We start from the raw sequence: 13511 nt of genomic DNA on the forward strand, positions 1-13511 counted from the left end.
TGGCGGCCGAACTGGGCGCGCTACCCGAGCCAGACCGTGCCCAGTACCGGGTAGCCCGGCACCCCCGCCGTCGCTCCGCCGCGCCTCGGGACGCCCGCGATCCACAGGCGTCCGGTGGCCGCGACGTTCGCCGCCATCGAGGGGTCTGCCGTCGGCATGCGGAAGCCGATCACCGTTCCGTCCGCCAGCATCGTCAGGCCGCTCAGGCGAGCACCGCGCGGGCCCATGCGGACCGGGCCGTCCAGGACGGCGCGCAGCTCCGTCCAGTGGTCCGCCGCGAGCGGGCGGTGGTAGGCCACCGATCGGGCCGCCGCGACCAGCGCGGTCAGCAGGGCGCCGCTCGCGAACGTCCACGCGATCCAGCCCGTCGCCGGGAAGTCGAGCCGGACCCCGGCCGCGAACGCGGCCAGGACCAGCAGAAACGCGGCCAGCGCGCGGTGGTCGCGGGCGATGCGGCGGCGGTGGGCCGTCAGGACCGGGTCGAGCCGCGGCGAGTACGCGCCCGCCACCGGGGGCACCGCCGCCGCCTCCGCCGGTGGCGCGTCGAAGATCCGGGCGCGACGGACCCGCATCACACCGGGGAACCCGACGAACACCTTCGGCCCGCGGCCGAGCAGCCACACCCGCCGGTGCGCGGCCAGCAGCAGCCGGTACGGCTCGTCGAGCCGGACGCGCAGCCACCGGCCGTCCGGCAGCCGCACCCCGACCGACCGGCCGGCGGCGACCAGGCCGTCGGCGGCGATGTCGACCTGCCGGAAGGCTTCGCGCTTCAGCCGCGTCTCCGGCACACGGACGTACGCGCGGTACCGCCACCACGCCTCGACCGAGCCCACCAGCGCGAGGATCCCGATCGGCAGCACGACCCCGGCGCCGGTGAAGAACTGGGCGACCCCGAACGCCAGGAAGAACCAGGACAGCAGCCGCTGGTGGGCGGCGTTGCGGCCGAGGCGGTCGAGGTACTCGCCGAAGATCGGCAGGGCCCCGGACGGCATGGCGGGGTCGAGTTCGAACGCGCGGACGCGCTCGGGGACCGGGACGATCGGCACGCGGAACCCCCACGGGGTCGGGTAGTTACCCGCTTTTCGACAAAGTGGGCACCGGCGTTACCGGATGCGTCGTTCAGCGGAACGGACGTGATCGCCACGACTACCCAGACCGACCGATTCAGGTTAGGCTCACCTAAGTAGGAGGTGAGCCGTGACCGAAGCACCCACATCCGTCCGCCGCCCGCCGGCGCCGAACCCCGCCGAGCGCGCCAAGACGATCGCGACGCGCAACGGCCCCGCGTCGCTGCTGCCGACGTGCGAACGCGCGGATCTGGACGGCGAGCGGGTCCTGCCGCTCCTGCACCACGTGCACCACAGCGGCAGCGTCAGCGTGCTGCTCCCCGACGACCACTCGATGGTCCGCGCGGCGAAGCAGACCCAGCGCGGGGAGCTGGCCGTGATGGTCGAGCTCGCCGACCAGGCCCCGGTCGACCTGCGCGAACCCATCCGCGGACTGCTGTGGATCACCGGCTGGCTGCGGCCGCTGTCGCCGGTGTCGGCCCGCGCGCGGGCGGTGGCGATCGCCGAGACGCGGCCGGACGAACGGCTCCTCGACGTCGGCCACGGCGTGACGCTGCTGCGGCTCACCCCGGCTTCGCTCGTCCTCGCCGACGCCGAAGGCACCCACTCGCTGCGCCCGCACATGTTCAGCGCGGCGCCGCCCGACCCGTTCCACGACTACGAGGCCAAGTGGCTGCGGCACCTCGAAGCCGACCACGCCGACGTCGTCGGCCAGCTGGCCAAGCACCTACCGGCGGAGCTGCGCGGCGGCCGGATCCGCCCGCTCGGGCTCGACCGGTTCGGGCTGCGGCTGCGCGTCGAGGCCGACACCGGCGACCACGACGTCCGGCTGGCGTTCTCGCGGTCGGTCGACAGCCCGGCGCAGCTCGCGTCGGAGCTGCGCCGGCTGGTCGGCTGCCCGTTCCTGCGCGGGCGGTCAGGCTAGTTCGGCGGGGAAGCCGCCCTTCGCGATCGGCCCCCAGCTTTCGATCGTCACGCGGATGATGCTCTTGCCCTGCTTGACCATGGCCTCGCGGTACTCGTCCCAGTCCGGGTGTTCGCCGGAGATGGCGCGGAAGTACTCGACGAGCGGCTCGACCGAGTCCGGGATGTCGAGCACCTCGGCGGTGCCGTTGAGCTGCACCCACTGGTCGTTCCACTCGTCGGACAGGATGCAGGCGGAGACGTTCGGGTTGCGCTTGATGTTCACGATCTTCGCGCGCTTCGGGTAGGTCGAGATGACCAGCCGGCCCTCGGCGTCGACGCCGCAGGTGACCGGCGAGAGCTGCGGGCCGCCGTCGGCCTTCGTGGTCAGCAGGATCGCTCGGTGGCGGGTGGACAGGAACTCGACGAGCGCGGCGCGGTCGACGGTTTCGTTGGTGGCGATGCTCCTCGGCATACCCCGAAGGTAGCGTGCGGACATGACGTTCACCGCGCGATCGTGGCTGGCCCCGGCCCGCCCCGAGTTCCCCGGGACGATCGAGGACCCCGCCGAGCGCCGCGCGGTCAAGCTCGAGCTGCTGCTCGTCTTCGGGATCACGCTGGGCATGTCCGGCGTGCGCAGCCTGCTGTCCCTTGTGGACTCGCTGCTGCAGCCGGTGCCGCTGGCGCAGCAGCAGACCCAGCTCAACGTCCCGCAGGCCGCGGCGAGCCTGATCGACCTGCTCAAGCAGCTGCTGTCGGCGGCGCAGCTGGTCGGCTGGGGCGCGCTCGGGCTGTACCTGCTGTGGCGCGCCGGGATCAAGGTCGCGCAGCTGGGACTGGACCGCCGGTCACCGGGCCGTGACGCGCTGCTGACCGTCGCGCTCGCCGCGCTGATCGGCGTCCCCGGCCTGGCGCTCTACTTCGTCTCCTACCACCTGGGGTTCAGCCTGGCGGTGCAACCGTCCACTTTGGGCGATACCTGGTGGCGGCCGATCTCGCTCACGCTCTCGGCGTTCGGCAACGCCTTCGCCGAGGAAGTCCTGGTCATCGGCTACCTGCTGACGCGGCTGCGGCAGCTCGGTGTCCGGGAGAACAGCGCGGTGTTCGGCGCCGCGGTGCTGCGCGGGTCGTACCACCTCTACCAGGGGTTCGGCGGGTTCGTCGGGAACTTCGTCATGGGACTGGTGTTCGGGCGGCTGTGGCAGAAGACGAACCGGCTGTGGCCACTGGTCGCTGCGCACACACTGTTCGACTTCGTGTCGTTCGTCGGATACGCCCTGCTGAAGGGGCACGTTTCCTGGCTCCCCTGACTAAGCTTGGGGGGGTGATCGACGAAACGGCACCTCCCCGGGTGGACAGCGAAGTCGGACCCCTGCGCGCGGTGCTGCTGCACCGGCCCGGCGACGAGCTCAAAAGGCTGACGCCCCGCAACAACGACCAGCTCCTGTTCGACTCGATCCCGTGGGTCGACCGGGCCCAGGACGAGCACGACGCGTTCGCCGAGGTGCTGCGCGGCCGCGGGGTCGACGTCCTGCTGCTGGCCGACGCGCTCCGGACGGCCCTGGAGGACGACCGCGCCCACGCGGCGGGCGTGCACGCGGCGGTCGACGACCGGCGGCTCGGCGGCGACCTGGCCGACTCCCTGCGGTCGCACCTCTCCGGCGTTTCCCCGGCCGGGCTGGCCGAGGTGCTGATGGCCGGGATGACGTTCGAGGAGCTGCCGTCGGCGGAGGGCGCGTCGCTGGTGCGGATGATGAACCACCCGCACGACTTCGCCGTCGATCCGCTGCCGAACCTGCTGTTCACCCGCGATTCCTCGGCGTGGATCGCCGACCGGGTGGCGATTTCGTCGCTGACCATGCCCGCGCGCCGCCGTGAAACCGCGGTGCTGGACCTGATCTACGCCTACCACCCGTACTTCCGGCACGCGGCCCGCGCGTACGGCGCCCATTCGGCGCCGATCGAAGGCGGCGACGTGATGCTGCTGGCGCCGGGCGTGCTCGCCATCGGCGTCGGCGAGCGGACGACGGCGGCGGGTGCGGAGTCGCTGGCGCGGTCGGTGTTCGCCGACGGCATCGCGCACACCGTGCTCGCGGTGCCGATCGAGCAGTCCCGCGCGACCATGCACCTGGACACGGTGTGCACGATGGTCGACGCCGACGCCGTGGTGATGTACCCGCTGGCGCGCGACTCGCTGACGGCGTTCACGCTGCGCCCGACCGGCGACGGCGGTGTGAAGGTGGCCGGCCCGGCGCCGTTCCTGACGGCCGCGGCCGAGGCGATGGAGATCGACCGGCTGCGGGTCATCGACACCGGCCTCGACCCGGTGACGGCCGAACGCGAGCAGTGGGACGACGGCAACAACACGCTCGCCCTGGCGCCGGGCGTCGTCGTCGGCTACGAGCGGAACGTCGAAACGAACGAGCGGCTGGAGGCGGCGGGCATCGAGGTGCTGCCGATCGCGGGCTCCGAGCTGGGCTCCGGCCGCGGTGGCCCGCGGTGCATATCCTGCCCGGTGCGGCGCGATCCCCTGAAGTGAATTAAGCCTTCCCTAAATTGCACATGCATTTAGGGAAGGCTTACTTAAATAAGGTTCGTCTTCTTTAGGAATGGTAACCCTAATAGGGGGCGGATCACCAGAGCCGAGTGGTAATTCCGCCAATCTTGATCTATTCTGGTCTGCATGGCCCTCATCACCAGGAAAGAACCGCGCTCGAAGTTCTACGAACTGCTGCAGGCGCAGATCCACAACGAGTTCAACGCGTCCCAGCAGTACATCGCGCTCGCGGTGTGGTTCGACGCCGAGGACCTGCCGCAGCTGGCGAAGCACTTCTACAAGCAGTCCGTCGAAGAGCGCAACCACGCGATGGCGCTCGTGCAGTACATGCTCGACCGCGACCACCACGTCGAGATCCCCGGCACCGGGGAGGTGCGCAACGACTTCTCCGGCGTCACCGAGCTCATCGAGCTCGCGCTCGAGCAGGAGAAGGAGGTCGCCGCCGACATCTCCGCGATGGCGAAGGCCGCGCGGGCCGAAGAGGACTACATCGGCGAGCAGTTCACGCAGTGGTTCCTCAAGGAGCAGGTCGAAGAGATCTCGCAGATGAGCACGCTGCTGAACGTCGTCAAGCGCGCGAACGGCAACCTGTTCGAGGTCGAAAACCACCTGTACCGCGAGTCCGTCGGCGACGACGGCACCGACTCGCAGATGCCCCCGGTGGCCGGCGGCAAGCTCTGACTCCGTGACGTGAATGCCGGAAACCCGGGCCCTCCCCCTGTGGACGGCCCGGGTTTCCGCATGCGCCCGGCTTTCAGCCGGCGCAGTCCTGGGTGACGCTCATCAGGCTCGTCTGCACGACCCCGGTCTCACCGAGCCGGAAGTGGTAGTCGGCGGCGGCGTTCGCCGGGGCGGCCACGCCGCCGGGCTCCGCCTTGGCCGCGGGGTAGACCGCGAGGATCTGGTCCTTCGTCGACCCGGCGCCGACGCCTTCGGCGGTGTGCGCGGTCACGTCCGGCGTGACGACGACGAGCCCGGCCGCCTTCGAAATGACGACGCTCGCGGACGCCGGGACGCCGTTGCCCTGCGCTTTGTAAACGGTGCAGCTCGCGCCGGCCTGCGCGTCGCTGAGCGTCACGGTCTGCGCGATCACGTCGGCCTCGGACATGCCGAGCTTGAGCTTGCCGAAGCCGTCGGCCGCCAGCAGCGGCCCGCTGGTCACGGCGGCCAGGGCGGACGGCGACGAAGAAGCCGACGGCCGCGGCGGCGGTGACGTCGGGGCCCCCGGCGGCGCGGAGACCTGGATGCTCTGGGTGCTGGTCGGCCCGGGCGTGGACGGCTCCGGCAGCCGGCCCTGCGTGAGGTTTTCGGGCGGCTTGACGCTGCTTCCGGTCCCGTCGGCGGTGATCACCGCGGTGCCGTCCTCGGTGTGGAGCCGGACCATGGTCAGCCCACCCGAGACGGCGACCACGGCCGCCGCGACCCCGGCCACGGCCTGCACGACGTGGCGACGGCGGCGACGCCGCCGCGCACCGTCGACGATGACCGTGCCGGCGTCCGGCGGCGGGGGCAAGTCCAGCCGCTCGTCGGCGAAGAGCGCGCGCAGGCGCTGCTCCAGTTCGTCCTCGGAGATGTTCAACCCGCACCGCTCCCTTCGCCCTCGCCGTCGGCCTGCCTCAGTTTCATCCGAAGCGACGCGATCGCCTTGCTGGCCTGGCTCTTCACGGTCCCCTGGGTGACGCCGAGCGCACCGGCGATCTCGGCTTCCGAGAGACCTTCGTAGTAACGCAGCACCATGACGGCCCGTTGTCTCGGCGGCAGCGTTCGTAACGCACGCCACAGCGGCTCGTGCTCGAACGGGTCGTCCGGCACGTGCGGGCTGGTGTCCGGCAGGTCCGCGACGAGGTTCTCGCGACGCGTCCGGCGCCAGCGGCTCACGTGCGCGTTCGCCATCGACCGGCGGACGTAGGCCAGCGGGTCGCCGGTCTTGTCGTGGACGTACGCCCAGCGCGAACCGATCTTTTCGAGGACGGTCTGCACCAGGTCGGCCGCGTCGTGCGGGTTACCGGTGAGCGCGTGACCGTACCGAAGCAGCCCCGGCAAGGTGGCCTGCACGAAGTCGCCGAAGTCGACGAATTCGCCAGGCAACGTCGCGGCCCTCCCTCGGCCTGCGCTGGTCACCCACGTATCTCCCCCGGGGTAGACGGGTGCCGCAGCGGTCACCGTATCGCCTCCCATCGGGGTCGGGTAACTGCCTTCCTCCCCAACACGCATCACAGCCCCCTCAGGTTGCCCGCGTTCCCGGCCGGATCCGCGATCGCCCGGCCGGGTAGTGATCTGCCCACGTCAGCGGTGGGCGAGCGAGTCGGGCAGGCGGAAACCGCCGCCTTCGGACTCTCGGAATTCGTGCACGCCGACAACGGCAGCGTGCGGGATCGGCCCGTAGACGTGCGGGAACCAGATCCCCTCCGGATGCGGCGGCGCACCGTCTTCCCAGCGGACCGGCGCCCCGACCTTCGCCGGGTCGATTTCGAGCAGCACCAGATCGGTGCGCCCCCGGTAGCGGATGTTGGCCGGCAGGGTCGCCGTGCCGAAGTCGGAACAGTGAACGAACCCGGCTTCCCCCAGCGAAGACGGCCGGTATTCGCCACCTTCGCGCACTTCGGCCCACTCGGCCGCCCCACAGATGTGAAGTATCACGCCGAGAATGGTCCCACCGCCACGATCCGGCGGCGGTGTCTCGTGCGCCACATAATGCCTGGTTGAACGCTCATCGAGCGAGTGAGGGACCACCGGCGCGTACCAACGGTCCGGCGCCCGCCGACGCCAGCTGCGGCCGGACGGCGAGGCGCTGCTCAGCGCACGGCGAGGTGGGGGCGCCGAGGCGCTCCCGGTCAGCACAGGGTCAGCCGACGGGCGCCGGAGCGCCGCCGAGGCCAACGCACGATGAACCGGCGGGCGCCAGCGCGACGCCGGGTCAGCGCACGGCGAGGTGGGGCCGCCGAGCGCACCCGCCTCAGCGCAGGGCCAGCTGGCGGGCGCCGGGGCGCTGCCGGGTCAGCGCAGGGTGAGCTGGCGGCCGATGAGGCCGTCCCGCGCCCGGCGCTCGGTGGCGTTCAGCGGCTCGTCGTCGAGGGACTTCAGGGCCGTCTCGAGACGGGTGCCGAGGGCGTCCTTCGCCTCCGTCCACTCGCGGGCGTGGGCCTCGGTGTCGAGGTCCCAGACCGGGACGAGCAGGCCGTGCGCCCGGAACGAACCCGCGTACCGCGAGCCCTCGCCGAGGCTGAGCTCGCCGGCCGCGGACAGCCGTGCGAGCGCCTGGAGCAGCAGGTTCTCCGGCTCCGGCCGGACCCAGCGCAGGTGCGCCTTCTCGCCGGCGAGGACCCAGTAGGCGCCCGCGCCGAGCCGCTCGGTGGGCATGATCGCGGCGTTCGCGCGCTCGAGCGAGACGGCGACGTCCCCGGTGGCGTCCGCGTCCTCGGGCAGCCACCAGCCGAAGTCCTGGTGCAGCGTGACGTCGAGTTCGGCGCCGGGGGTCAGCAGGTCCTGGAGGCGCGCGTGCTCGTCGGCGGACGGCGGAGTGGTCGTGTCCGGCACGCCGAGGACGTCACCCTCCTTGGCATCCAGCAGCCACTTCAGCGACCGGCCGAGGTCACGGCTGATGTCGGAGGAGCGGGTCTGCACCTGCAGGCCGAGGTAGCGCCGGCCGTCCGAGCGCACGAACGCGGCGGCCGCCATCGGCAGCACGGTCCCGAGGGTGACCTCGCCGCCGTCGGCGAGGGTGAGCTCGGCCGTCGCGGACGGCACGAACTCGCGCAGCGCGATGAGCTCGGGCTCCGCCGCCAGGCCTTCGAACGGCTGGCCGACGAAGACGTCGCGCACCTTCGGCTTGCGGTCCGATGCCTGCTTGGGACCCTTCTTGCGCGCGCCCTTGCCCACTGCTGCCTCCTCTGGCTCGGCTTCAGACGCTATCGAAGGGTTAGTCTCGCGACGTGTTCGACCCCCGCGATCCAGTGTTCCTGGACGACCCGTACCCGGCGTTCGCCGCGCTGCGTTCCCAAGGCGAAGTCCACTTCCACGACGGGCTCGGCATCGCCATCGCGGTGTCGCACGCCGCGTCGTCGGCGGTGCTGCGCCACCGCGGCCTGGGCCGCATCTGGCAGGACGCCCAGCCGCTGGAGCGGTTCGCGTCGTTCAACCTGCTGCACCGCAACTCGCTCCTGGAGAACGAGCCACCGGCCCACACGCGCCTCCGCCGCCTGATCGCGGGCGCGTTCGGCCGCGGCCACGTCCAGCGGCTGCGCCCGATGGTCGCCACCTTGGCGGCCGACATGGTCGACAACCTGGCGGCGGCGATCGCCGCGGACGGCAGCGCCGACCTCCTCGAGCACCTCGCCCAGCCGCTGCCGGTCGCGGTGATCGCCGAGCTGCTGGGCGTCCCGGGCACCGACGGGCCGCGGATGGTGGAGCTGTCCAACGCGATCGTGAAGATGTACGAGTACGGCCTGCCGCCGGAGGGACGCGACGCAGCCGAGCGGGCCGCGGCCGAGTTCGTCTCGTACGTCCGTTCGGTGGCTTCGGCCCGCGCGGACGCTCTGGGCGACGACATCATCAGCGACCTGTTGCGCAGCGAGCTGACGCCGGACGAGCTGGTGGCCACCGCGGTGCTGCTGCTGATGGCCGGCCACGAGGCGACGGTCAACGTGCTCGGCAACGGCATCACGGCGTTGCTCACGCACCGGGACCAGTGGGAGCGGCTGCTGGCCTCACCTGCCCTTCTGGATTCGTGTGTCGAGGAGCTGATCCGGTTCGACGCGCCCCTGCAGCTGTTCGAGCGGACGGCGACCGAGGACGTGTCGATAGGTGGATATGTGGTTTCCCGCGGCCAGAAGATCGGCGCGCTGCTGGGTGCGGCAGCCCGCGACCCGGAAGTGTTCGAGGCCCCGGACCGGCTGGACATCGGGCGCACGCCCAACGCTCATTTGGGGTTCGGCCTCGGGATTCATTACTGCGTGGGTGCTCCTCTCGCTCGGGTGGAGATCGGGGCTGCGTTGAGTGCGTTGGCGGAGAAGTTGCCGGGCCTGCGGTTGGCGGAGACTCCGCGGCGGCGGCCGGAGTTTGTTATTCGGGGGTTGCGGGAGCTGCGGGTCACCGTTTGAGGGGTCGCTCACGGATCTCGCGTGACTGGCGGGGCATCACGTGTGCTTGGGCGGGCATCTCGTGGAGTTGCCCCCTGGGGCCGGACACCTTGATTCCAGACAGTGGTCTGGAGGGAGGATGTCCTGGTGTCTCGCAGGTCGAAGTAACCGGAGCAGTTCCGTCGCGACGCGATCGAGCTGGTGAACTCGAGTGATCGGCCGTTGCGGCAAATCGCCCGCGAACTCGGGGTCAACCACGAGACCCTGCGGTCGTGGGTCAACACCGCCAAACAGACCGCCGAGACCGGACCGCCGGTCGAGGATCCGGCGGTGACCGATGAGGTGACGCGGTTACGCAAACAGGACGCTGAGCTGCAGAAAGAGAAGGAGATCCTGCGGAAAGCGGCCGCCTATTTTGCGCGCGAGATGGATCGATGAGCTACCGCTACCGGTTCATCTCCGAACACCGCACCGAGTTCGGTGTGCAGCGGTTGTGCCAGCTCCTGGGCTTGCGCCGGCAGGGCTTCCACGAGTGGGTCGCGGCCGAAGCCGGCCGTGCCCGGCGGGCGGAAGCCGAAGACGACCTGGTCAGGCTGATCGCCTCGATTCATGCCGAGCACCGCGGTGCCTACGGAGTGCCGCGGGTGACCGCGGAGCTGCACCGCCGCGGGATCATGGTGAATCACAAGCGGGTCGAGCGGCTCATGCGCGCACACGGCCTGGCCGGGATCACCCGACGCAAACGCCGAGCGTTGACCCGGCCTGCGGCCGGCCCAGCCACGCCGGTGACCGATTTGATCCGCCGGGACTTCACCGCGTCGGCGCCGGGACTGCGGATGGTCGGGGACATCACCTGCCCGCCCACCTGCCAAGGCTGGCTCTACCTGGCCACCGTCATCGACCTGCACACCCGCGAAGTCGTCGGCCACGCCATGGCCGAGCACATGCGCACCGACCTGGTCTGCCAGGCCATCGACCTCGCCACCGCCCGCGGCCTCATCGACGATGATGCGGTGTTCCACTCCGACCGCGGGGTCCAGTACACCTCCGGCCAGTTCCGCACCGCGCTGGCCGGACACCGGATCCGCCGGTCGGTCGGGCGGGTCGGGTCCTGCTATGACAACGCCGTCGCCGAAGCCTTCTTCGCCACCCTCAAAACCGAGATCGGCACCACCATCTGGCGCACCAGAGCCCAAGCCCGCCAGGACGTGTTCAGCTGGCTGCGCTACGACAACCACGAGAGGCTGCACTCAACCATCGGCCAGAACACCCCAGCCGAGGCCCGGACCCACTATCGTCAGGCCCTGGCTGCCTGACAACCCCGTGTCCGCCCCACCGGGGCAACTCCACACCCGTTATTGCGCGGGCATCTCGCGTGATTGGGCGGGCATCACGTGGGTGGGTCATGGGGTTACTCCGGTGAAGAGGTTGTCTTCGGTGGTGGGGCCGGGGGTGGGGTGGGCCAGGTGGTAGTCCTCGTGGGGCCAGATCTGGCGCTCGATTTCGCGTGAGTGGGCGAAAAACGGGTGGGCGGGGTCTACCTGGGTTTTGTGGGCCAGGAGGGCTTGGTCTCGGGTGGTGAAGAACGACTCGCAGCGGATTCGGGTGGTGACCGGGAGCTTGTCCGGTGGGAGTTCGGTCAGGACCTCGCCCATGGACGACTCCAGCCCGGCGGCGAGGGTGGCCTCGTGCAGGGCCTCGAACCAGGCGCGGCTCAGGACCGCCTGGTAGTACAGCTTCTGGGGACGCCAGGGTGCGCCGGTGCCGGGGTAGCGGGCCGGGTCGGCGGCCGCGGAAAAGGCTTCGACCGTCACCTCGTGGGTGCGGATGTGGTCCGGGTGGGGGTAGCCGCCGGTTTCGTCGTACGTGATCACCACGTGGGGGCGGAACTCGCGGATCAGGGCCACCAGCGGGGCCGCCGCTTCGGGGAGCGGGATGGCCGCGAAACTGCCGTCGGGTGGTGGGTCGCCGTCGGCGGGGAGGCCGGAGTCGGTCAGGCCGAGGAAGCGCTGTCGGACGCCGAGGATCGCTGCGGCCTCGGCCATCTCGCGACGGCGGATCGACGGCAGGTTCGCCCATGTCTCTTCCGTGTCCATGGCCGGGTTCAAGATGTCGCCGCGTTCGCCGCCGGTGCAGGTGGCGACCAGGACTTCGACGCCTTCGGCTGCGTAGCGCGCCAGGGTGGCTGCGCCTTTGCTGGACTCGTCGTCCGGGTGGGCGTGGACGCTCAAGAGGCGGAGGGTCATGGGGTGCCTTTCGTGGGAAGGAGTGCGTGGGGGTCGGCGCCAGTGCCGACAGAGCCCTCGCTGGCCGGGAAGTGGGGCCGCTCCGGCAAACCGGCGCCCGCGGACGGGAGGCGGAGGTGATCAGAGGCCTCACGGGAAAGCGGGTTGGGGGCCCACATCAGCGCCGACGGGACACTCGCCGACCGGTAGCCGGGGCCGCGGAACGGGGAGCGGTGGGTCATTGCGGGGACTTCGCGGGGTAGAAGGCGGCGGGGACCAGCGTTAGCGCCGACAGGGCCAGCGCCCAGGTGAACGTGGTGCCGAACGCGGCTGGTGGGGGCTGGGTGGTTGTGAGCTGGGTGTGGAGGATTGCTGCCAGTAGAGCGGTGCCCAGGGAGCCGCCGATGCGGTTGATCACGTTGAATGCGCTTGCTGCTCGGGGGATGTGGGAGCGCTCCAACGAGCCGTACAGCGTTGTCATGCCGGGGGCCGTTGCTGCGCCCAGGCCGGCGCCGCGGATGAGCAGGGACAGTGTCAGCAGGAGCGCACTGGGCGCGGAGGCGAGCTGGGTGAAGGCGATCGTGCCCAGGAGGGACAGACCGAGGCCCGCCAGCATTGTCCGGCGGGGGCCGAACCGGGCCAGGAGGGGGCCGCTTGCCAGCAGGACTGCCGCCGAACCGAGGGCCTGGGGTGCCAGGAGCAGTCCGGCCCGCAACGCGCTCGCGTGCTCCACCTGCTGGTAGTACAGCGGAAGGAGCAGCATCGAGCTGTACAGCGACGCCCCGAGCAGGAACGTGCTCGCGCTCGCCACCGCGAATCCCTTGTTCCGGAACAGCTTCAGGTCGAGCACCGGCGAGGCGGTCCGGGACGCGTGGATGCCGTACGCCAGCAGCAACAACGCGCCGGCCATCCATGCCACCTCCACACCCTCGGCCAGGCCGTAGACGAACGCGCCGAGGCCTGGCGAGAGCAACGCGATCCCCCGGACGTCCAGCGCCGCGTGCACGCCCTCCGGTGGAGGCGCCGGGAGCAACCGTCGGGCGAACAGGAACGTCGCCACGCCCAGGGGGACGATGCCGAAGAACATCCAGCGCCACCCGAGGTCCGCCACCAGCGCGCCGCCGAGCATCGGGCCCAGGACCGGGGCCACCGTCGCCGGCAGGGTGATCACCCCGATCATCCGGCCCAGCGCCGGCCCGGCCGCCTGGGCGAACACCGCCTGGCCGACCGGCTGCATCAGCCCGCCGCCCAGCCCGTGCAGCACCCGGAACGCGATCAACGCCGGCGCCGACCACGCGAAGCCGCACAGCAGCGTGCCCGCGGTGAAGATCGCCACCGCCGCCAGCCACACCGCGCGGCCGCCGAACCGGTCGGTCAGCCAGCCCGACAGCGGGATCGCCGCCGACGCCGCCAACAAGTACGCGCTCGCCACCCACTGCACCGTCGTCAGCGGGCTGTCCAGGTCACGCGCGATCGAGTCGATCCCCACGGTCACGATCGTCGCGTCGAGGATCGACAGCACCGCTCCCATGATCAGGACGCCGCCGAGCCGCCACAGTGCCGCATCCGGCCGGACTGCCGTCGTCATGCTCACCCCCGTTGGTTAGGTCGGACCTCAGATTAGGTTCGACCCACTCATTGGGTCAAGCCCAATCTTGGGTCCGACCCAGTAGAGTGACTT

14 protein-coding genes and 1 pseudogene are annotated in these 13511 nt (G+C 71.0%); 7 read left to right on the top strand and 8 right to left on the bottom strand.

All coding sequences use genetic code 11. The features are described 5' to 3' along the window. Positions 1-20 precede the first annotated feature (20 nt). Positions 21-1046 (bottom strand): hypothetical protein, encoded by a 1026-nt coding sequence (locus ABZW17_RS15010; protein WP_354813534.1) that lies wholly within the window; start codon positions 1044-1046, stop codon positions 21-23. A 151-nt stretch (positions 1047-1197) separates the two neighbouring features. Between ABZW17_RS15010 and ABZW17_RS15015 the strand changes: the two genes are divergently transcribed. Further along, a complete protein-coding gene (locus ABZW17_RS15015) occupies positions 1198-1992 on the top strand; it encodes a DUF2470 domain-containing protein (protein WP_354813536.1) in 795 nt (264 codons plus the stop codon). On the opposite strand, the gene ABZW17_RS15020 is transcribed toward ABZW17_RS15015, so the two are convergent. Next, positions 1984-2445, bottom strand: a complete 462-nt coding sequence (locus tag ABZW17_RS15020) for a PPOX class F420-dependent oxidoreductase (protein ID WP_354813538.1) — start codon at positions 2443-2445, stop codon at positions 1984-1986. The two genes, ABZW17_RS15015 and ABZW17_RS15020, sit on opposite strands and share 9 nt — an antisense overlap. Positions 2446-2467: 22 nt before the next feature. Here ABZW17_RS15020 and ABZW17_RS15025 point away from each other — a divergent pair, with 22 nt between their 5' ends. The 3 genes from ABZW17_RS15025 (at position 2468) to ABZW17_RS15035 (ending at position 5208) form a co-directional block, all read left to right on the top strand. Next, positions 2468-3280, top strand: a complete 813-nt coding sequence (locus ABZW17_RS15025) for a CPBP family intramembrane glutamic endopeptidase (RefSeq protein ID WP_354813540.1) — start codon at positions 2468-2470, stop codon at positions 3278-3280. A 41-nt stretch (positions 3281-3321) separates the two neighbouring features. Continuing rightward, entirely contained in the window at positions 3322-4509 is a 1188-nt protein-coding gene (locus tag ABZW17_RS15030) for an arginine deiminase (protein ID WP_354813801.1), read from the top strand. Between the two features lie 144 nt (positions 4510-4653). Continuing rightward, positions 4654-5208: a ferritin gene (locus ABZW17_RS15035; RefSeq protein ID WP_354813542.1), complete on the top strand. Its 555-nt coding sequence runs from the start codon at positions 4654-4656 to the stop codon at positions 5206-5208. A gap of 73 nt (positions 5209-5281) precedes the next feature. Here ABZW17_RS15035 and ABZW17_RS15040 read toward each other — a convergent pair whose 3' ends face one another. From ABZW17_RS15040 to ABZW17_RS15055, 4 genes are all read right to left on the bottom strand, one after another. Continuing rightward, positions 5282-6106 (bottom strand): hypothetical protein, encoded by an 825-nt coding sequence (locus ABZW17_RS15040; RefSeq protein ID WP_354813544.1) that lies wholly within the window; start codon positions 6104-6106, stop codon positions 5282-5284. Beyond that, positions 6103-6615: a SigE family RNA polymerase sigma factor gene (locus ABZW17_RS15045; RefSeq protein ID WP_354813546.1), complete on the bottom strand. Its 513-nt coding sequence runs from the start codon at positions 6613-6615 to the stop codon at positions 6103-6105. Before ABZW17_RS15045 ends, ABZW17_RS15040 begins: the two co-directional genes overlap by 4 nt. A gap of 198 nt (positions 6616-6813) precedes the next feature. Continuing rightward, positions 6814-7167 carry a DUF952 domain-containing protein gene (locus ABZW17_RS15050; protein ID WP_354813803.1) on the bottom strand — a complete coding sequence of 118 codons (354 nt, stop codon included), beginning with the start codon at positions 7165-7167 and terminating at the stop codon, positions 6814-6816. Positions 7168-7524: 357 nt separating this feature from the next. Then, the gene (locus ABZW17_RS15055; protein WP_354813548.1) at positions 7525-8406 is read right to left on the bottom strand and encodes a DUF5926 family protein; all 882 of its coding nucleotides are present in this window, start codon (positions 8404-8406) and stop codon (positions 7525-7527) included. 53 nt (positions 8407-8459) lie between these two features. Between ABZW17_RS15055 and ABZW17_RS15060 the strand changes: the two genes are divergently transcribed. The 3 genes and pseudogenes from ABZW17_RS15060 (at position 8460) to ABZW17_RS15070 (ending at position 10921) form a co-directional block, all read left to right on the top strand. Further along, complete coding sequence (locus ABZW17_RS15060; protein ID WP_354813550.1) at positions 8460-9626, top strand: cytochrome P450; 1167 nt, start codon at positions 8460-8462, stop codon at positions 9624-9626. Positions 9627-9785: 159 nt separating this feature from the next. Next, a pseudogene (locus ABZW17_RS15065) lies at positions 9786-10043 on the top strand (transposase); the annotation flags it as partial. After that, complete coding sequence (locus ABZW17_RS15070) at positions 10040-10921, top strand: IS3 family transposase (RefSeq protein WP_354813552.1); 882 nt, start codon at positions 10040-10042, stop codon at positions 10919-10921. The pseudogene ABZW17_RS15065 and the gene ABZW17_RS15070, both read left to right, overlap by 4 nt. Positions 10922-11008: 87 nt before the next feature. On the opposite strand, the gene mca is transcribed toward ABZW17_RS15070, so the two are convergent. Together mca and ABZW17_RS15080 are read right to left on the bottom strand one after the other, a co-directional pair. Then, positions 11009-11851 carry a mycothiol conjugate amidase Mca gene (gene mca, locus ABZW17_RS15075; protein WP_354813554.1) on the bottom strand — a complete coding sequence of 281 codons (843 nt, stop codon included), beginning with the start codon at positions 11849-11851 and terminating at the stop codon, positions 11009-11011. 217 nt (positions 11852-12068) lie between these two features. Next, positions 12069-13418, bottom strand: coding sequence for a DHA2 family efflux MFS transporter permease subunit (locus ABZW17_RS15080; protein ID WP_354813556.1), 1350 nt, complete (start codon positions 13416-13418; stop codon positions 12069-12071). Positions 13419-13511 lie beyond the last annotated feature (93 nt).

Origin of the sequence: Amycolatopsis sp. NPDC004625, assembly GCF_040609695.1 — a bacterium.
Classification (GTDB): Bacteria; Actinomycetota; Actinomycetes; order Mycobacteriales; family Pseudonocardiaceae; genus Amycolatopsis.

Bases quoted from the DNA above. Each gene is read 5' to 3' on its own strand.
- ABZW17_RS15035 (WP_354813542.1), top strand. From the start codon at position 4,654: ATGGCCCTCATCACCAGGAAAGAACCGCGCTCGAAGTTCTACGAACTG.
- ABZW17_RS15080 (WP_354813556.1), bottom strand. From the start codon at position 13,418: ATGACGACGGCAGTCCGGCCGGATGCGGCACTGTGGCGGCTCGGCGGC.
- ABZW17_RS15020 (WP_354813538.1), bottom strand. From the start codon at position 2,445: ATGCCGAGGAGCATCGCCACCAACGAAACCGTCGACCGCGCCGCGCTC.
- mca (WP_354813554.1), bottom strand. From the start codon at position 11,851: ATGACCCTCCGCCTCTTGAGCGTCCACGCCCACCCGGACGACGAGTCC.
- ABZW17_RS15025 (WP_354813540.1), top strand. From the start codon at position 2,468: ATGACGTTCACCGCGCGATCGTGGCTGGCCCCGGCCCGCCCCGAGTTC.
- ABZW17_RS15070 (WP_354813552.1), top strand. From the start codon at position 10,040: ATGAGCTACCGCTACCGGTTCATCTCCGAACACCGCACCGAGTTCGGT.